Origin of the sequence: Paeniglutamicibacter sulfureus (assembly GCF_030512175.1) — a bacterium.
In the GTDB taxonomy this organism is placed as follows: domain Bacteria; phylum Actinomycetota; class Actinomycetes; order Actinomycetales; family Micrococcaceae; genus Paeniglutamicibacter; species Paeniglutamicibacter sulfureus.
In genome coordinates this window covers 671,492-689,027 of sequence record NZ_JAULBL010000002.1, presented here as the reverse complement: position 1 = coordinate 689,027, position 17,536 = coordinate 671,492, and the positions used below count along the sequence as shown (strand labels likewise).

Annotated in this window: 16 protein-coding genes; 3 read left to right on the top strand and 13 right to left on the bottom strand. The window is 64.8% G+C overall.

The window, feature by feature from the left end:
• Nucleotides 1–64 precede the first annotated feature (64 nt).
• From Q2T94_RS09830 to Q2T94_RS09820, 3 genes are all read right to left on the bottom strand, one after another.
• Entirely contained in the window at nt 65–1,651 is a 1,587-nt protein-coding gene (locus Q2T94_RS09830; protein ID WP_302263970.1) for an FAD-dependent oxidoreductase, read from the bottom strand.
• Nucleotides 1,652–1,704: 53 nt separating this feature from the next.
• Nucleotides 1,705–2,112 carry a hypothetical protein gene (locus Q2T94_RS09825; protein WP_302263968.1) on the bottom strand — a complete coding sequence of 136 codons (408 nt, stop codon included), beginning with the start codon at nt 2,110–2,112 and terminating at the stop codon, nt 1,705–1,707.
• Between the two features lie 427 nt (nt 2,113–2,539).
• Nucleotides 2,540–2,725 (bottom strand): CsbD family protein, encoded by a 186-nt coding sequence (locus Q2T94_RS09820; RefSeq protein WP_264268719.1) that lies wholly within the window; start codon nt 2,723–2,725, stop codon nt 2,540–2,542.
• A gap of 327 nt (nt 2,726–3,052) precedes the next feature.
• Here Q2T94_RS09820 and Q2T94_RS09815 point away from each other — a divergent pair, with 327 nt between their 5' ends.
• Nucleotides 3,053–3,262 carry a hypothetical protein gene (locus Q2T94_RS09815; RefSeq protein WP_302263965.1) on the top strand — a complete coding sequence of 70 codons (210 nt, stop codon included), beginning with the start codon at nt 3,053–3,055 and terminating at the stop codon, nt 3,260–3,262.
• A 91-nt stretch (nt 3,263–3,353) separates the two neighbouring features.
• Here the strand turns inward: Q2T94_RS09815 and Q2T94_RS09810 are convergent, their stop codons facing one another.
• On the bottom strand, nt 3,354–3,539 hold the full coding sequence (locus Q2T94_RS09810; RefSeq protein ID WP_302263963.1) for a VOC family protein: 186 nt from the start codon (nt 3,537–3,539) through the stop codon (nt 3,354–3,356).
• 216 nt (nt 3,540–3,755) lie between these two features.
• Between Q2T94_RS09810 and Q2T94_RS09805 the strand changes: the two genes are divergently transcribed.
• Nucleotides 3,756–4,703 (top strand): CHAD domain-containing protein, encoded by a 948-nt coding sequence (locus Q2T94_RS09805; RefSeq protein WP_302263961.1) that lies wholly within the window; start codon nt 3,756–3,758, stop codon nt 4,701–4,703.
• Between the two features lie 21 nt (nt 4,704–4,724).
• Here Q2T94_RS09805 and Q2T94_RS09800 read toward each other — a convergent pair whose 3' ends face one another.
• Nucleotides 4,725–5,369, bottom strand: coding sequence for an isochorismatase family protein (locus Q2T94_RS09800; RefSeq protein WP_302263960.1), 645 nt, complete (start codon nt 5,367–5,369; stop codon nt 4,725–4,727).
• A gap of 86 nt (nt 5,370–5,455) precedes the next feature.
• Between Q2T94_RS09800 and Q2T94_RS09795 the strand changes: the two genes are divergently transcribed.
• Nucleotides 5,456–6,010 carry a TMEM175 family protein gene (locus Q2T94_RS09795; RefSeq protein WP_302263958.1) on the top strand — a complete coding sequence of 185 codons (555 nt, stop codon included), beginning with the start codon at nt 5,456–5,458 and terminating at the stop codon, nt 6,008–6,010.
• An 8-nt stretch (nt 6,011–6,018) separates the two neighbouring features.
• On the opposite strand, the gene Q2T94_RS09790 is transcribed toward Q2T94_RS09795, so the two are convergent.
• The 8 genes from Q2T94_RS09790 to Q2T94_RS09755 form a co-directional block, all read right to left on the bottom strand.
• Nucleotides 6,019–7,458: an MFS transporter gene (locus Q2T94_RS09790; protein ID WP_302263957.1), complete on the bottom strand. Its 1,440-nt coding sequence runs from the start codon at nt 7,456–7,458 to the stop codon at nt 6,019–6,021.
• A 135-nt stretch (nt 7,459–7,593) separates the two neighbouring features.
• Nucleotides 7,594–8,271 (bottom strand): deoxyribose-phosphate aldolase, encoded by a 678-nt coding sequence (gene deoC, locus Q2T94_RS09785; RefSeq protein ID WP_302263956.1) that lies wholly within the window; start codon nt 8,269–8,271, stop codon nt 7,594–7,596.
• Between the two features lie 23 nt (nt 8,272–8,294).
• Complete coding sequence (locus tag Q2T94_RS09780; RefSeq protein WP_302263954.1) at nt 8,295–10,247, bottom strand: ABC transporter permease/substrate-binding protein; 1,953 nt, start codon at nt 10,245–10,247, stop codon at nt 8,295–8,297.
• Complete coding sequence (locus Q2T94_RS09775) at nt 10,244–11,737, bottom strand: sugar ABC transporter ATP-binding protein (protein WP_302263953.1); 1,494 nt, start codon at nt 11,735–11,737, stop codon at nt 10,244–10,246. Before Q2T94_RS09775 ends, Q2T94_RS09780 begins: the two co-directional genes overlap by 4 nt.
• A gap of 2 nt (nt 11,738–11,739) precedes the next feature.
• The gene (gene rbsD, locus Q2T94_RS09770; RefSeq protein WP_302263952.1) at nt 11,740–12,144 is read right to left on the bottom strand and encodes a D-ribose pyranase; all 405 of its coding nucleotides are present in this window, start codon (nt 12,142–12,144) and stop codon (nt 11,740–11,742) included.
• Between the two features lie 32 nt (nt 12,145–12,176).
• The gene (locus Q2T94_RS09765) at nt 12,177–13,124 is read right to left on the bottom strand and encodes a ribokinase (protein ID WP_302263950.1); all 948 of its coding nucleotides are present in this window, start codon (nt 13,122–13,124) and stop codon (nt 12,177–12,179) included.
• Nucleotides 13,125–13,187: 63 nt separating this feature from the next.
• Nucleotides 13,188–14,192 carry a LacI family DNA-binding transcriptional regulator gene (locus Q2T94_RS09760; protein WP_302263948.1) on the bottom strand — a complete coding sequence of 335 codons (1,005 nt, stop codon included), beginning with the start codon at nt 14,190–14,192 and terminating at the stop codon, nt 13,188–13,190.
• 466 nt (nt 14,193–14,658) lie between these two features.
• A complete protein-coding gene (locus Q2T94_RS09755) occupies nt 14,659–17,484 on the bottom strand; it encodes an FAD-binding and (Fe-S)-binding domain-containing protein (RefSeq protein WP_302263947.1) in 2,826 nt (941 codons plus the stop codon).
• Between the last annotated feature and the right edge of the window lie 52 nt (nt 17,485–17,536).

The following is a 17,536-nucleotide window of genomic DNA, read 5'->3' as shown; positions in this document are numbered from 1 at the left end:
ACGGCCCCTCACATGCTTGGAATCCACGGGGCGCGGCGGGTCGCCACCGGCATTCCGCCTCCACCTAGTCGGCTGCGGGCGTGGCGTCTCCGGCGGTGCCGGCCCCCTCTTCTTCGTTGGCCCAGGGCACCGGCTTGGCTTGGAGGGCGTCGATGGCAGGTCCCTGGATGACGCTGCCATCGGTGGCGAAGCGGGATCCGTGGCAGGGGCAGTCCCAGGTGGTGTCGGCCGAGTTGAATTCAACGGTGCAGCCCAGGTGCGTGCAGATGGCCGAAACGGCATGGAGCTGCCCTTCGGCATCCTTGTAAACGGCCGTGCTCTCGCCCTTGGCCTCGAACACCTCCCCCTGGCCGGGCGCCAATTCCGCTCGGTCGCGATGGCGGGCCAGTTTGCTGGTCAAATCGGTCGCGATGACCTTGAGGTTCTCCCCGATGAGCCGCTTCGCGCTGGCCACCGGGGTGACGCGGTTGCTGTTGAAAACCTCCGCCCACGGGTTCTCCCGGCCAGTGATGGTGTCGGCAAGAATCAGGCCCGCGGCCGTTCCGTTGGTCAGGCCCCATTTGCGCAGGCCGGTGATCACGTACACGTGCTTGGCGGTGGGAGACATGAGACCCACGTAGGGCAGGCCGTCAAGCGGAATGCCGTCCTGCGTCGACCACCGGTAGGCTATCTCGCCGGTACCCAGGGCCTCGCGGGCGAAGGCGGCCAGCCTGCGGTAGCGCTCGGCCGTGTCGCCGGATTCGGAGACGCGGTGCCCCTCCCCGCCGGCGAGCACATAATTCCTGCCGTCCACGGCGACGGTCAGGATGGAGCGCATGGGTTCGTCGACGCTGATGAACGTTGCGTCCAGCGGCGCATCCTCCACCTGCGCGGCGACGAGGTAGGAACGGTGCGCGAGGCACCGGGCGTCAAACAGCCCCTGGTCGCCGAAGGGCACATTCGTGGCGACGACGACGTCGCGCGCCCGGACGATGCACCCATCCAGGCTGACGATGCAGGGCGAGCCCTCCTGGATGTCCTTCGCACGTGTCCCCTCGAAGACGAAGCTGCCATCCCCGTTGACGGCCCGGGCGAGCCCTTGGAGATACTTCACGGCATGCACCTGCGCCTGCCCGTCGAACCTGACCGCACCCTTGACAGGGAAAGGCAACGGCACATCGGTGGTGAACGTGGCGGGAAGGCCAAGCTCCGTGGCCAATTCGGCCTCCGCACGCACGCGTGCCAGGGCGTCGTCGGATTCGGCGTAGGTGTAGTTGGCCACCGTGCGGAAGTCGCAATCGGTGCCTTCGGCGGCCACCACGTCGGCGATATGGCGGATGGCTGCCTCGTTGGCCTGCCCATAGACCCGGGCGGTGTCCGCATCGTGGCTGTCGCGCAAGTCGGTGTAGGCGAGCCGATGCAGGGAGGTGACCTTGCCGGTGGTGTGGCCGGTGACGCCGGTGCCCACCTTGGAGGTCTCGATGACCGCCACGCTCCGGCCGGCGCGCTTAAGCGCCAACGCCGTCGTCAATCCGGCGATACCGCCGCCGATCACCGCAACGTCCACCTCCACGTCGCCGCGCGGGCCGGGATAGTCGGTGGTTCCGCCGGTGGCAACCCAAAGTGATATTGGTTCGCCTTCGAGCCGTTCACTGTTCGATGCGCTACTCATTGCCTTACCTCCAGATGGCCCAGTATTCGGAATGCCGGCATTGTCCGGCTGGATCAAGTTCCAATGCCCAATGCGGTCAGCGACACCAGGACGACTGTGGCCACAGCGAACAGGCCGTGCCCGTAGATGATCGCGAGCGGGAACCGCGATTCCGGGGTACCTTCGGTCCTGCCGTTCTTCCAGCGCAGGAACATCATCTCCCCCAGGACTGCAACGAGGACCAGCAGGCCGAGCGCGGTCCAGGCAAGGAGGACCTCCTTGTTGACAATGTAGATGATCCACACCACCAAGCCGGCAACCGCGAGGAAGAGGTGGCCGAAGATCAGCGGCGGCACGAGTCGCGTCGGGAAGGAGGCATCTCCCCGGGCAGCGCGAAGACCGCCGTTGCGCAGCCATAGACCGAACATCGTGAGACCCAGGGCAGCGGTGACGAGCCAGCAGAGAAGTGCGGCGATGGCCATGGAACCAATCCTTCCCTCGGGGGGTGGAGCATCGGTCCGCGTCGGCAAAACTTCGACCGATCGCGACTATGTCTTGATCATCGCTTTTCACCGGGGGTTTATCAATGGTCTGCGCGCGCAGGGAAATACTGTCCCGGTCGAACCGGTGGATTGCCCGGATGCTTCCTCGGAAGAAACGGCCACCATCCGATCTGTCAGGAGCTCCGAAATGAAGGCCTTTCCCTGTTCGTTGAACCGACCAATGGACATTGAAGACGACGCACCTGCGCACGCTGTTTGCCCGAGGGCCTAGCCCTGACCGTCGCCGTCCGTCTGCCGGTGGCGCGGAGCGGCTGCCGACGGGTGAACAAGGAAGCTCCCCGTGTGGGATCCGATGTTGCTTGGATCTCCGCACGGGGAGCCTGTGTTGCTGGGCGATGTGGCGGGATTAGTGACCCGTCACGTCCTTTGCAGCATCCTTGAGGTGTTCGCCGGCCTGCTTGGTCTTCGCAGCAGCCTGCTCGCCAGCCCCCTCGGCCTGCAGTTTCTCGTCGTCGGTGGCCTTGCCGGTCTCTTCCTTGATCTTTCCGGCGGCTTCTTCTGCTTTGTTGCCAATCTTGTCATCGAGACCCATGAGGCCCTCCTTCGATAGATGAAAACAGGAACATTCCCTAACTTAGGATTCTTTTCTTGGTGTTTGCTGGGAATCCATGCCGAGTCCGGCAATGAGGCTCTGCCGTGGACAACGAACTCACGGTTCACACGGCGGCAGGGTTGGCGGGAGCCCTTGGTTGGAGCATTGCGGATCGTTCCAACAGGTAGGCGTTGAGCGAGGCGCAGCCAGTTTGAGCGGGTACCTGACCCATCGGAATCCTCGATTTAACCCGCCATTCATGGCGTGCAAAGGTGGACAGGCTAGCCTTCAAGATGCGAACTTTGAAGCCAATGAAAGGGAAAAACCGTGCATGAGCTGGATCTGATCCGCGCAGCAACCGAAGACGTCTCCTCCGCCCGGATACTCCTTCGGGAGCGTACCGATGCGCTGGACGCCATCATCCAAACAGCCTTGGACCATGGGATCTCCATGGACCAGGTGACCGAGGCGAGCGCTTCACCGCAACCCGGAAATGCGCCCACCGTGGACTCGCGGCAGCACCAGCTCGTGGCCTGAGCAAGTTCCTTCAAGTTTCCATTTCCAGCAGCCCGTCAGCGGTGCGACGCCCGACGTCGCTTCCGTTCGACAGCCGATACTTCGCCCGTCCCTATGCGCGTTGCTGGTCCACCGGCGGGTGCTCGGCCACGCAGAACAGGTTGCCCTCCGGATCGGCGAGGGTGGTCCACCGGACGTAGGGCACCTCGTCGAGCACGTCCCACTGGTGCGTGGCTCCGAGCCCGATCAAGCGCTGGACCTCGGTCGCCCGCGGCGTGGTTCCCGGCTGAAAGAACATCCCGAATCCGCCCGGACCGTTGGGCGGCAGGTAGATGCTGTCTCCTCCGGCCGAGGGGTCGGCGCGGGTGACTGCTGCCCATTGCCTGCCCAGATCCGCGTATGTCCGGGTTGGCCTCCGGGTTCTAGAATCGGGATTGACGCAACCGCGGCGGGCCGCCCGGGATCTGCCCGCGGAGGCCACCCGTGTTCGAGGTTCCGGGAAAGGATGCACGCCATGGCCAATGCCCGGGGACCCGCCGACCCGCCGCCGCCCGGCCACACCTCGGGCAACCCGGCGAAGCGCGAAAACGGGATCGTCCTGGATGTGGCCATCGGCTACCTGGACGACCAAATCAAGGAACTGCTCATCCAAGATCCCGAGGTTCGTTCCGGCAACCCAAAAGCCGTCCACGACATGAGATCGGCAACCCGGCGACTGCGCTCCGCCCTTGAAATCTACGGGCATCTTTTCGAGGCAAGCCCACGCCGGAGTCTGGGCCACGAGCTCAAATGGCTGGCCAAGGCCCTGGGCCGTTCCCGGGATGCCGAGGTCGTGCGCGAACGACTCCGTGACCGCATCGAGGAGCTGCCCGCGAAGTGGCGGACCGAGGTTCTCGTGGAGTCCCTCGAACGCGGGCTTGGCGATGCCCTCGACGCCGGACACCGGCGGGTGGGCAAGGCCTTGAAGTCCAGGCGCTATCGTCGGCTGTTGGAGGACCTCGAGCGATTCCGGGACGATCCCCCGGCCAGGGAACCTGCCCGCCGCCCCGCCGGCACCGAGGTCGCGGCATCGGTCAACGACCAGGCCAGGATCGTTGACCGCGCGTACCGGGCCATGGTGCGCACCGAACCCGGGCACGACCGCGATGTGGCGCTGCACCGGCTGCGCAAGGACACCAAGCGGCTGCTGCACGCCGCGGAATCCGCCGCCGGGATCCACTCGAAACGGGCCGCCACCCTGGCCCACCGGGCACGCCGGCTGCAGAAGATCCTGGGCAACCACCAGGACAGCGTGATGACCCGCGCCTTCCTCGAATCCCTGGCCGCCGAACCTTCCCTACGGGAGGATACCCGGCACGCGTGCGAAAAGATTCTCAAGCGGGAGGAAGGCATCGCCAGATCTGCGGCACGACAGTACGCCCGGGCCCGGCGGACATCGGGTGCGCTGCGGTTGCGCCGCTGAGCGTTCGGGGGGGTAGCGGTCCTACTTGCCGTCCGCGTCGAGTTCCTGTTTGCGCGGGAAGTACCAGCGCATCACCTCGCGCAGCTTGTCCGAGTCCTCGCGGGCCCAGTTGCGCATGAGCTCCGAGCCGAAGGAAATCGCCGTCACCGGCTGGGCGCCGGCGGCGATCATCCTCTCGAAGGCGCGGTCGTGGGCGACCTGGGAGATTCCCCCGACGGCGTCCGCCACCGGATAGACGCCATAGCCCTCGGCGAGCATGTCCAGGGTCGGGAAGGTCAGGCAGACTTCGGTCCACAATCCCGCGATGACCACCTTGCGGCGCCCGGTGCCCTCAATCGCCGCGCGGAAGTCCGCGTCCTCCCAGGCGTTCACCCCGCTGCGGTCAATCTCCCTCACACCGGGCAACTCGTCCTTGATCACCTGACTGGTTCCCTGGTTCACGCCCATGTCCACCCCGACGGTGGACAGCACCACGGGCACCCCGAACTTCGTGGCCAGCCGGCACAGCGCCACCACGTTGAGGTCGATCCGCTCGCGCGTGGTCGAGGTGACGGTCCCGTACTGTTCGGGCTGGAAGTCAATCAACGCCAACACGCAGTTCTGCGGCGTGAGCAGGTGGTCCCGGGCTTGGTCGCGCACCGGTTCCGGGGCGGTCTTCTTCTCCATGTCGTGCTCCTCTCGAGTCCCTCGGCGGCCGGACGCGGCCGACCCGTGGCAATTCGTGCAGATGAGAGACACGGTATATCACGATCATGGTCCTGGAACTCAAGGTTCCCGAGGGCCACGACCTGGCTTCGCTCCTCCCGGTCATCGGTTCCAGCCTGCTGACCTACCTGCTGAGCTTCGTCTACATCGGCATCTACTGGAATAACCATCACCACATGTTCCAGGTCACCGAGAAGATCACCGGCGGAGTCCTCTGGGCCAACCTGCATCTGCTCTTCTGGCTGTCCCTCCTGCCGTTCAGCACCGCCTGGATGGATGAAAGCTCCCTGGCCAGGACGCCCGTCGTCACCTACGGCATCAATCTTTTGGCGGCGGCAGCCGCCTACCTCATCCTGCAGCGCGTGATCATCCGCGGGCAGGGCGCCGACTCGGCGCTCAAGCGCGCCATGGGACCGGACCGGAAGGGCAAGGCGTCCCTGGTGCTCTACACCCTCGGGATCCTTGCCGCCCTGCTGGGCGGCGAACACGACAGGGTCTGGGGCTACCTGGGCGTCGCGTTCTTCGTGGCCGTTGCCGTGCTCTGGCTGGTCCCGGATCGCCGGATCGAGCGCAACCTTGGTGCGGGGCATCAACCCGCCTGAATCGGCGTTCAGGAATCGTCGTCGGAAGTGGCTTCCACGTCCTGTTGGCCCTCCGCGATCGGCGCGCTCTCCGGAGCCGTGGCATAGGCGATCGAGAGCCGCCGGTAGGACCTGGTCGCCAGTGCAGCAAGCCCAAGAATGATCGAGGCGATCCCGGAAACCAGGAACACCATCGCGATCCCGCGGGCGTTCCCCTCCCCTAGCAGCCAACCCCAGCTTTGCTTGCCCGGGTCGGAGGCCATGTAGGGAATGATCCAGAACTCGGCCAGCGGCGCGATCATGAACGCGGTGATCGGAGCGGCGGCCGATTCGAACGTCATGGCGAAGCCAAACACCCTGCCCTGGACCTTGTACGGCACCACCTTCTGGATCACCGTCTGCTCGGCCGCCTCCACCGCGGGAATAATCATCATGAAAATCCAGATCCCCACCGCATAAAGCCACCACCACTCGCGGATCGTGAACGTGGCACCCAGCACGCCGGTGCAGGCCACCAGGATCAGCATGGTCCGGATCGGGTTCTTGCCCAGGCCGAACTTGGCCACCAGTCCGCCGCCGATCAGGAACCCGGTGGCGGTCACCCCGAGCACCACGCCCCAGATTTCCACCGGGAAGATCGTCAGGCCGTACGGGTCCATCAGCGCCATGAACACCCCGCCGGTCAGGTTGTTGAAGGTGGTGAACAGGATCAGGGCAAACAGTCCCTGGGTGGCCCGCACCGCAGCGATGCCGGCACGGAGATCGGCGAAGTTCTCGCGCCCCTCTGCCCGCACGATCTTTGGCTCCGGAATCCGCAGGACCAGCAGATGCACCAGCACCGCACCGCAGGCCACCAGCGCAATGATGATCGCGCCTCCCATCCCCAGGAACCCGATGGCCAGTCCGCTGAAGACCGAGGTGATCATGAACGCAAGGCCTTGCACCGTCCCCACCAAGCCGTTGGCGTTGACCCGGCGGTCCGCGGGCACCAGCAGGGTCACGGTGGTGGACAGGGCGATGTTGCGCAGTTGCTCGACCACCGCGCCAATGAGGATCACGAGGGCAAAAAGCCAGAACCAGATCCCGGTCAGGCTCATCAGATCGGCCTCGGGAACCAGCATGAACATTGCCCCGGCCACCCCAAAGCAGGCCACGGTAAACAGCGTGGAACCCACCATCACCGCGTGCTTGCGGTACCTGTCCACCAGCACCCCGAAAAACAGGCCAAAGAACGCAACCAGCAGCATGTAGGTGCCGCCAATGAGCCCGGTGGCCAGCACCGAACGGGTTTCCAGATACACCCAGAAGGTCAGGGCAAACCAGAGGAAGCTGGTGATGACGTTCGCGAGGGCCGTATTGACCAGCACATGCATGAATGTGCGGTGCCCCGTCTTGGGCGGCATTGCATTCGCGGCGGCTTGCCTGTCGGTCGTTTCGATGTCCGCGGAGGACGGATCTTCCTGCGACATGCTCCAAGCCTAGAACCGGGGCGGACACCGCGGTAGGTCAACTCGCAAGGAATCGGCGCCGGTGCCCTCGGTGAGTGTCGGTAAAAGGAGAAGGACGGTGCTTGCGCACCGTCCTTCTCCCGTTGGCATTGGGCATTAGTAGCCCGAGGTTGCCGCCGTTCCCTGCAACAGGTTCCTGCTGCCCGAAACCCCCAGCCGGGTGGCACCGGCAGCAATCATGGCCAGCGCGGTTTCGCGGTCACGGATGCCGCCCGAGGCCTTGACGCCCAAACGCCCGCCCACGGTCTTGGCCATTAATTCCACGGCGTGGATGCTGGCGCCGCCCGCCGGGTGGAAGCCGGTGGAGGTCTTGACGAAATCGGCGCCCGCGCGTTCGGATGCCTCGCAGCAGCCGATGACCTGGGCATCGCTGAGCGCTGCCGATTCGATGATCACCTTCAGGACACGCGGTGCCGGCACTGCCGCCCGGACCGCGGCAATTTCCGCTTCCACAGAGGCGAAGTCCCCGGCCGTGGCCAGGCCCAGGTTGATGACCATGTCGATCTCCGAGGCGCCGTTGGCCACGGCCTCGGCGGCTTCGGTGGCCTTGATGGCGGCCGAATGCTTGCCGGAGGGGAATCCGCACACTGCGACCACGGGAACCGTGCTTTCGGGCAGCGGCAGCATGGCCGGGGAGACGCAAAGCGAATAGGTGCCCAGCGCGGCCGCCTCGGCCGCCGCGGCCAGTACATCTTGCCGGGTCGCCTCTGGCGTCAGCAGCGTGTGGTCAATCAGGCCGGCCAGTTCGGGGCCGTCCACGGTGTTCTCGGTCATCGTTGTTCCTGTCTTGTTGCCTGTTACTTGCATGTGGTGGCGTCGCCGAGACCGGTGAGGTAGTCGCAGAATCCGGGAACATCGTCCTTGACGACGATCCGGCCCTGCAGGACCTGTTCCTTGTTGACGTCGTTTCCGGCGGCGACCTCTCCGGCGATCCGCACGACTTCCTGGCCGAGGGCGAAGGGAGACTCTGCGTTTGTCGCATACATCTGGCCGGACTTTACCGCGCTCAGTGCATCTCCGATGCCGTCGTTGCCGACGATCTGCACCTGGCCCACAAGGTTGCGGGACTTCACGGCGGCCACCGAGCCCAGGGCCATTTCGTCGTTGGCCGCATAGATGCCGTCAAGGGACGGGTTGGCCTGGAGGATGTTGTTGGTGACGTCCAAGGACTTTCCGCGGTCAAAGTTGGCCGTCTGCGTCGCCACGATCTTCACACCGGGGCATTCCTTCATCCCCTCGCGGAAGCCATTGGAACGGTCGCGTGCCACGGAAGTGCCCAAGATGCCCTGGACCTCGGCCACATTGCCCTTCCCGCCGACGGCCTCGCACAAGGCCTTGGCACCGTTCTTGCCCGCCTCCACGGCGTCGTATCCGATGAAGGCACGCAGCTCGCCCTTGTCGGGCATGCGGTCGAAGGCGACCACGGGAACGTCCGCGGAGTTGGCCTGCTGCACGATCGAGCCACCCGATTCACTCGAGGTCGGGTCCAGGATCAAAACGTCGGGCTTCTTCACCAGTGCCGTGGTGGCCTGGTTCAACGCGGCGGTGTCGTCGTTGTTGGCGTTTTGCACATCCAAGGCAATCCCGTCCGCCTCGGCCTGGGCCTTGGACCCGTCGGCAACGGAGACGAAGAACGGGTTGTTCAGCGTGGAGATGACCAGGGTCGCGCTCTTGGCCTCGGCGACCGCGGAATTGCCGCGGTTCACCACCGTGACGACGGCAATGACGGCGATGGCGACGATCACGGCGATGGCAGGAAGCACGAATTTTCCATTGGGCCGCTTGGTCGCCTTGCCCACGGGTGTGCCCTTGAAGATGCGCGCCAGCATGCCCGAGTTCCGGTCAAGGTAGACGGCGATCAGGATGACCAGGCCCTTGACGACGTTCTGCAGGAAGGGCGAGACGTTGAGCAGGTTCAGTCCGTTGTCGATGGTGGCCAGCAGGATGCCGCCGATCACCGTGCCGATGATGGCGCCGCGACCACCGGCCAGGGACGTGCCGCCGATGATGACCGCGGCAATGGCTGCAAGCTCGAGTCCCGTGCCGGCCGTCGGCTGGGCGGTTCCCAGGCGGGCCGTGAGGATGAATCCGGCGATGGCGGCGAGCACGCCCGAGATCGTGAAGGCCAGGATCTTGACGCGATCGGTGGAGATGCCCGAGAGCCTCGACGCCTCGACGTTGTCACCGGTGGCGTAGAGCTCCCGGCCGAACTTGGTGCGGGCCAAGACATATCCGGCGACCGCGGCGACCAGCAGCATGATCCAGATGGGGTTGGCGATGCCCAGGAACTTGCCCTGGCCCATGCCCAGGAACGCGTTGGACGTGACGCCCACCGGGTTGCCCTGGGAGAGCTGCAGCGCCAGCCCGGCAAAAATCGACATGGTGGCCAGCGTGGCAATGAAGGATGGCATCCTCGTCTTGGTGACCAGCAGTCCGTTGACCAGCCCGGCCCCGGCGCCAACGCCAAGTCCGACGAGGAAGCCGGCAACGAAGCCGTGCTCGGCCATGACCATGGCGGAAGACATGGCGCTGAAACCCAGGACGGCGCCGACGGAGAGGTCGATCTCGGCCAGGATGATGACATAGGTCTGGCCGATGGCCAGCAGGGTGACCACCGCCGCGGTGACCAGGATGTTCAAGAGGTTGGTGGGTTGCTGGAACAACGGGGTTGCGATGACCAGGGCGATGGCCACGATGGCCAGCATCCAGACCGCGCGGAGTTGATCCGCTACTGCTGCAAATCGATTCATGACGAGGTACTCTCCAAAGCGTGTTCAAGGACTGAATGCTGGGTTAGTTGGGGGCCGCTCAACTCGGCGACCGGGGTGCCATTGCGCATGACGATCACCCGGTCAGACATCTCCACCAGTTCGGGGAGGTCCGAGGAGACCATCACCACGGCCATTCCCTCGGCCGCGGCGTTCTGGATGATCCGGTAGATCTCCGCCTTCGCACCGACGTCCACCCCGCGCGTGGGTTCGTCCATGAGCAAGACCTTCGGGTTGCTCAAGAGCCAGCGCGCGAGCAGGACCTTTTGCTGGTTTCCGCCGGACAGGGACGAGACCAGGGCGTTCACGCTGGTGGTCTTGATGTTCAGTTTGCCGGAGACTTCCAGGGACCGTGCCCGCTCCCGGGAGCGGCTGACGATGCCTCCGGCGCTGATCTCCTCGAGCGTGGCCAGGGACTGGTTGTGCGCGATGGATTGGCCCAAAGCAAGGCCCTCGGCCTGCCGGTCGGGTGTCAGGTAGGCGATGGACCGGGAGATGGCCTGCTTGGGGCTCTTGGCCCGTGCATCCTTCCCGTCGATGCGCACCTGCCCCTGCGCCTGTTCGAGTCCGAAGAGCGAGCGCAGGATCTCGCTTTTGCCGCTGCCCATCACTCCCCCGATGCCCAGGACCTCTCCGGCGTTCACGGTGAAGCTGACGTCGTGGAAGTCGTCGCCGCGGCAGAGCCCGGAAACCACCAGCCGCTCGGTGGACGTGGCGTGTTCTTCCTTGGGATAGAAGTCGTCGACCTGCTCACCGACCATGGCCGCAACCACCTGCTTTTCGGTCAGCTCGTCCGGGGTCCCGCGCAGCGAGACCTGTCCGTCGCGCAGCACCACAATGTGGTCCGAGAGGGCAAATACCTCAGGGAGCCGGTGGCTGATGTAAATGATGGCCACGCCTTCGGACTTGAGCTTGTTGACCTGCTCAAAGAGCTGCTCGGATTCGCGCTGGTCAAGGGCCGCGGTGGGCTCATCCAGGATCAGCACCCGCACCTTGTTGTGGATGGTCTTGGCGATCTGGACCATCTGCTGCTCCCCCACGGACAGCGAGGAGACCGGCGCGCGGGTGTCAACGTCCAGGCCCACCCGGGCCAGGACCTCGGCGGCCGTGGCATGCATGAGGTTCTTGCGGACGAACAGCGAGCCGAAGCTGCGCTCGTGGTCGCGGGCAAAGAGGTTGGTGGCCACGTCCAGGTGCGGGAAGAGGTTTTGCTTGATTTCCTGGTAGATGACCTGGATGCCTTCTGCCATGGCCTGTTGCGGGGCGGAGAACCTGTGCTCGGTCCCGTCGATGAGGATCTTGCCGGAGTCCTGCTTGTGGGCGCCGGAGATGATGCTGGTCAGCGTGGACTTGCCTGCGCCGTTCTCCCCCACCAGGGACACTATTTCCCCCGGAGCCAGGGACAGGCTGATGCCGCGCAGGACCTCGTTCTCGCCAAAGGACTTGTGGATTTCGACTATTTCAACGGCCATGGCTAGTACACCACCCCGGCCTGGAGAATGACGTTCGCGTACGAGGTCGTTTCGCCGGAGCGGACCGCCGCACGGGCGCCCTTGGTCCGTTCCTTGAACTCGGTGTGCGGGATCAGCTGCAGGGCAATGCCCAATTCATCGAAGCGGGATTTGATCTCGCTAAACATCGCCGGGCTCTGGTCCTGGACCTCCCGGGCCAGAACCACTCCCTCGACCTCCATCTCGTTGAGCACGACATCCAGCACCTCAAGGAACCCGGGTGTGCCGGGCTTCAGTGCGAAATCGATCCGCTCGACGCTTGCCGGAATGGGCAGTCCAGCGTCGGTGATGACGATTTCGTCGGTGTGACCTGTCTCGGAGATGACCCGGCTCAATGCCGGGTTCAGTGTTCCGTTGTTCTTGCGCACGCTTGACGTCCTTGTCGTTCGGGGGCCTGGGTTTATTTGTGTGCGGCGAGGAATTCCTCGACCGCTGCACGGGTGGGGATGCTGGGGCTTGCTCCGGCGACCGTCACGGCCAGCGCACCGGAGGCCATGGCGGTGTTGAGTGCTTCTTCCCATTCGTTGCCGGCCGCCATGGCGGAGCCAAGCGCACCGGCGAATGCGTCCCCGGCTGCGGTGGTGTCAATCGCCGTCACCTTGAACGCCGGGTAGTGCTCCGCGCCCCCGGATGAGACCACGACGGTTCCTGCACCGGCCAGAGTGACGATGGCCCGACCTACTCCACGGTCGGTGAACCAGCGTCCGGCCTCGACCGCCGTGGCGGCATCGGTGACATTGATGCCGGTGATGAGCCGGGCCTCGGTTTCGTTAGGGGTCACGATGTCCACCGAGGCCCACAGCGACTCATCCAAGGCGGTGGCCGGCGCCGGTGCGGGATCCAGCACCACGGTCATGCCGGAGGCGTGGGCAAGGTGCGCCGCGGCGATCGCACTTGCATGCGGGATCTCAAGCTGGATCAAGGCCACGTCGCCGGGGGCGCCGAGTGCGGCCAGCGCGTCGGTGACCTGCTGCACGCCGAGTTTGGCGTTGGCCAGGGGAACCATGACGATGTCGTTCTCGGCCGAATCGTCAACACGGATGTGCGCGATTCCGGTGGGACCGGCGACGCTGAGCACCGAGGTGGTGTCGATGTTCTCGGCGTTCAGCGAATCCAGCACCAGGTCCCGGAAGGAATCATCGCCAACGCAGCCGATCATGTGGACCTCGCTGTTGGCGCGTGCGGCGGCGATCGCCTGGTTGGCGCCCTTGCCGCCCAGGACCATGGAAAAGTCGTTGCCGAGAATGGTCTCGCCGGGCTTTGGCAGGCGGGTGGAGAACGTGGTCAGGTCGCACGTGATGCTGCCAATGACCACTACCTTGCTGGCGCGGGGCGTGTTCGGGTTCATGTTTGGGGGCCGTGTCCTTTGTGCTGGGCTGGGTGCCGGGGAATGCTGAGGTGAAGGGAGCGTTCAGGGTGCCGTGCGCGGAGGAGGAGCCGTGGAGGCACGCAGGGTCAGGCTCACCGGCAGGATGCGCTTGACGGCAGGCGCGTCCGGCTGGGCGAGCCGATGCAGGATCCGCTCTCCGGCGATCTGGCCTTCGAGGCCCGCCGGGCGTGAGATGACCGAGTGCGGAGGGTTCAGGAGTTCCGCCAGGGCGAAGTCGTCGAAGCTCAGCATGGACAGCTCGGCGGGAACGGCGATGTGGGCCTCGTTCAGGGCCTTGAGCGCACCGTGGGCCATGAGGTTGTTTCCCACGAAGATGGCTGTCGGTCGCTCCGGTTCGGCAAGCAGTTCGCGGGTGGCCTCGTATCCGAAGTCCTGCGTGAATTGCCCGATCTTGCGGAAACGCTCGGGGATCTCGACATTGGCCTCCGCGGCGGCGGCGACGAATTGCTCGTGGCGGATCCGGCCGGGTAGGGAAGTCTGGGGGCCGCTGATGATGGCCAGGAGCGTGTGGCCGAGCCCGGCCAGGTGCCGGGCGGCCAGCTCGGCCCCGGCGGCGTTGTCCACCACGACGACGTCGAAAGCCGATTCCTCATGCAGGACGCGGTCGACCAAGACCGTGGGCAGCGCAATCCTTTCCAGCGCGAGCTTGGTGGCATCGGATTCGATGGCGGGCACCAGCACAAATGCGTCGACTGCATCGCTGAGTCGATTCAGCAACTGGACCTCGGTGTCGGCATCCTCGTTGCTGCTGGCGACGACCACGCGCAGACCTGCCGGGGCGATGGTTTCCTCGAGGCCGCGGACGATCTGGGCAAAATAGGGGTTGGAGATGTCCGGAACGATGGCCGCGACGGTGTTGTGGCGGCCCAGCCTCAGGCCGCGCGCACTGGTGTTGGGTCGAAAATCCAGTTCCGCGATGGCTCTGTCAACGGCAGCAGTGGAGCGGATCCGTTGGCCCGCCAGGTGCCGGGAGACAGTAGCGATGGACACCCCTGCGGCACGCGCAACATCGTGGATATTGGCCACGCCGGTACCTCACTCTCACTGTCTTCGTTGACGAATTGATGGTCCGAAATGCCGCATCAGTGATGCCGGACACCAAAACTGTAAAGGTTTACAGTAATCCAGAATGAGGCAAGTCACACGACCTGTCAAGCGCGCATTCGAGACCTTTGTCAACGAGCCCATTCCCGCCATCGAAGAGGTGCGAGCCCTGCGTCCGAACCGAATTAACCGAGTAAGGACTGGTCAAATGGCAGTTACTGTTCCCATGGTTGCCGATCGAAATGCCTTCCGGAGCGGGTGTATTTCATGCCGACAACTCGCCCGGCGCCGAGGGCGCCGAACTCAGTCCGTCTGCAACAAGACCGAGGCCGATATGCTCGTGGGCAATTCGAGCGCGGCAATTCAAGCGCGACAATTCTCAGGTCTCCACTGCCCGAGCAAGGGCAGCCGCCGACGCCCGCGAGCGCTCGCGGACGTCGGCCCGGCATCACGGTCGCGTGGTGCGCTCCAGCAGTTCCAGAACGTGCTCGTAGGGATGATCCGTCGCCCGGGTCATGCCTAATTCGCAGGTCCGATTGCACGAGGCATGCGTGGTCGCGCCGAAGGCGCGTACCTCGGCGGCCTGTACCTCCGTGGCCGATGCCGTGAGTTCGGGGTGGAGCATCCCTCGGTCCCCGGCAAATCCGCAGCAGCCCCAGTTTTCGGGGATCTGTATCGTGTCGGCAACAGCCTCGGCAACGGTCTGCAGCGCCGGGTTCAGGCCCATCCGGGTGGAGGAGCACGTGGGGTGCAGCGCGAGGCTGGCCACCTTCTTTCCCGCGGGAAGCAGCGGCAGGATGTGCTCGGCCGTGTATTCGACCACGTCCATGATCCGCAGTGGCAGGCCGCCTGCGGGAGGCACTTCCTCCTCGATGGCGTGGCGCAGTCCTTCCGTGCAGGATGAGGCGTCACAGAGGATCGGCAGTTTGCCGTTGCGGCTGGCGGCGCGCAGGGCGGAGATGGTGAGCTCCCCCATGCTGGCCCTGCCCTTTTCCATGCCCTTGGAGGACCAAGGGGTCCCGCAACACAGCGAATCAATGCCCTCCGGAACCAGCAATTCCACTCCCGTCCGCCGGGCCAGGGCACCGAAGCTTTCTTGGATTCCTTCCTGCCGTGGGTCGGCAGGCCCGAACATGGTGTTCACGCAGGCGGGGAAGTACACGGCCACCGGTTCTTGCGCCGGTGCGGGTCGTGCTCTCTGACGCCCGCCTGCCGGCAACTCCGGCGAGTACAGCGGCAACACGTCGGCACCCAGCACCGCGCGTCCTGCCTTGTTGGCGCCCAGCACCAGCGGAAGCGGTACCTTGTCTGCGACACCCAGCAGCTTGCCGGCGCCCCGGGTCACCGCCGACCAGTGCTGCGCGGCGGCATCCCACACCGAACCTTCCACCGTGTTCACGTTCTTGGCCCGCAGTTTTTTCACGAGGGTCCCGGTGTTGATGTCCACGGGGCAGGCAGTCTGGCACATGCCATCGACAGCGCAGGTGTCCACAGACTCGTAGGAATAGTCTTTCTCGAGTTCGGCCGCAAGCTTGGTGTCGCCGGCCAGTCTGGCTGTCTCGATCGCGCGCAGCGTCACGATGCGCTGGCGCGGGGTCAGGGTCAGGTTCCGCGATGGGCAAACGGGCTCGCAATAACCGCAGGCCACGCAGCGGTCGACTTCCGGGTCCACGGCCGGCGTGACCTTGATGTGGCGTAAATGCGCCTTCGGGTCCTCATCCAGGATGACCCCTGGGTTCAGCAACCCCGCAGGGTCCAACAGCATCTTGAGTTCGCGCATGACGTCGTACAGTTCGTCGCCGTATTGGCGGCGAACATAGGGTGCCATGACCCTGCCGGTGCCGTGTTCTGCCTTGAGCGATCCGCCCTCTCCGAGCACCAGCTCAACCATGTCCTCGGTGAAGGCCGAATAGCGCCCGAGCTGTTCGCTGGTGTGGAATCCGTCGGTGAGCATGAAGTGGACGTTGCCGTCCTTGGCGTGGCCGAAGATCACGGAGTTCTCGTATTCGTACCGGTCAAAGAGCACCGAGAGTTCGGCGCAGGTCCGCGCCAGCGCCGGAACCGGAACCACGATGTCTTCGAGCAATGCCGTGGTTCCCTGGGCCCGGGCACCGGCAACGGAGGCGTAGAGGCCCTTGCGCAGCTTCCACAATTGGGTCCGGGTCTTTGTGTCCGGGCTGAATTGCGCCGGGGCGCTGAGTTTGAGCGAGTTGGCCAGGGACATTCCCGTGGCCTGGCGATCGGCCAGCTCTTCGGCGCTCGAAGCCGTGTATTCGACCAAGAATGCCGCATGTGAATGCACGTTGAGGTCTGTGATGATCTGCGGGGCTCCCTGCAGAGTTTGACCCACCTTCAACGACAGTGAATCCATCAGTTCAACGGTTGCCGCTCCGGATCCCACCAGCGCCTCGAGCGACTCGTTGGCTGTGAACAGGTCATCAAAGACCATCAAGGATGTGGTGACGTGCTTGTACGCCGGCACGGTCCTAAACGTTGCCTCGGCCACGAACCCGAGGGTGCCCTCGGAGCCAATGATGAGATGTGCCAGGACCTGCGCGGGATCTTCGTAGTCCAAGAATGAGTTCAGTCCGTAGCCCATGGTGTTCTTCATGGAGAACTGGTGCTTGATGGTCGCCACCGATTCCGCATTGGAGCGCACCCGCTTGGTCAGGGCCTCGAGACCGGCAAAGACCGCGGGTTCAAGGGCCCGAAGTTTCTCGTTGGCATCCGGGGCACCGGTGTCGATGACGGTGCCGCTTGTCAGAACGATGACCACTGACTCCAGGGTGCGGTACACGTTGTCAACGGTTCCGCAATGCATGCCGGAGGAATTATTGGCCACAACGCCGCCAATGGTGCAGGCCGCCTCGGAAGCCGGGTCGGGTCCGAACTTGCGACCGTAGAGTGCCAGCCGTGCGTTCAGCGCTCGCACGGTGACTCCGGGCTGGACCCGCACGCGGGCGCCGTTGTCCAAGACATCGATGTCCTTGAAGTTCTTTCGCACGTCGACCAGCAGCGAGTCGGTGACGCCCTGCCCCGAGAGCGACGTCCCACCGGAGCGGAACGTCAGGGGAAGGTTGACTTCGGCACTGGCTTTCAGCAGGGCGCCGACTTCGGCGGCATTGTTCGGGATCGCCACGGCCTGCGGGGTCAACAGGAAGTGGGAGGCATCGTTGGCGTAGGCGTGCAGGTCGATGGGGCGCTGCGTGAGTTGGTCGTCATTGGCCAGCGCGCGGCGCAGTGTGGGAATCAAGATATGGCTCTTCCGTTCCATGAATCGAAAATTTGCCGTCGGTTGTGCGACGGCCTTGAGACCGGCGCCACAC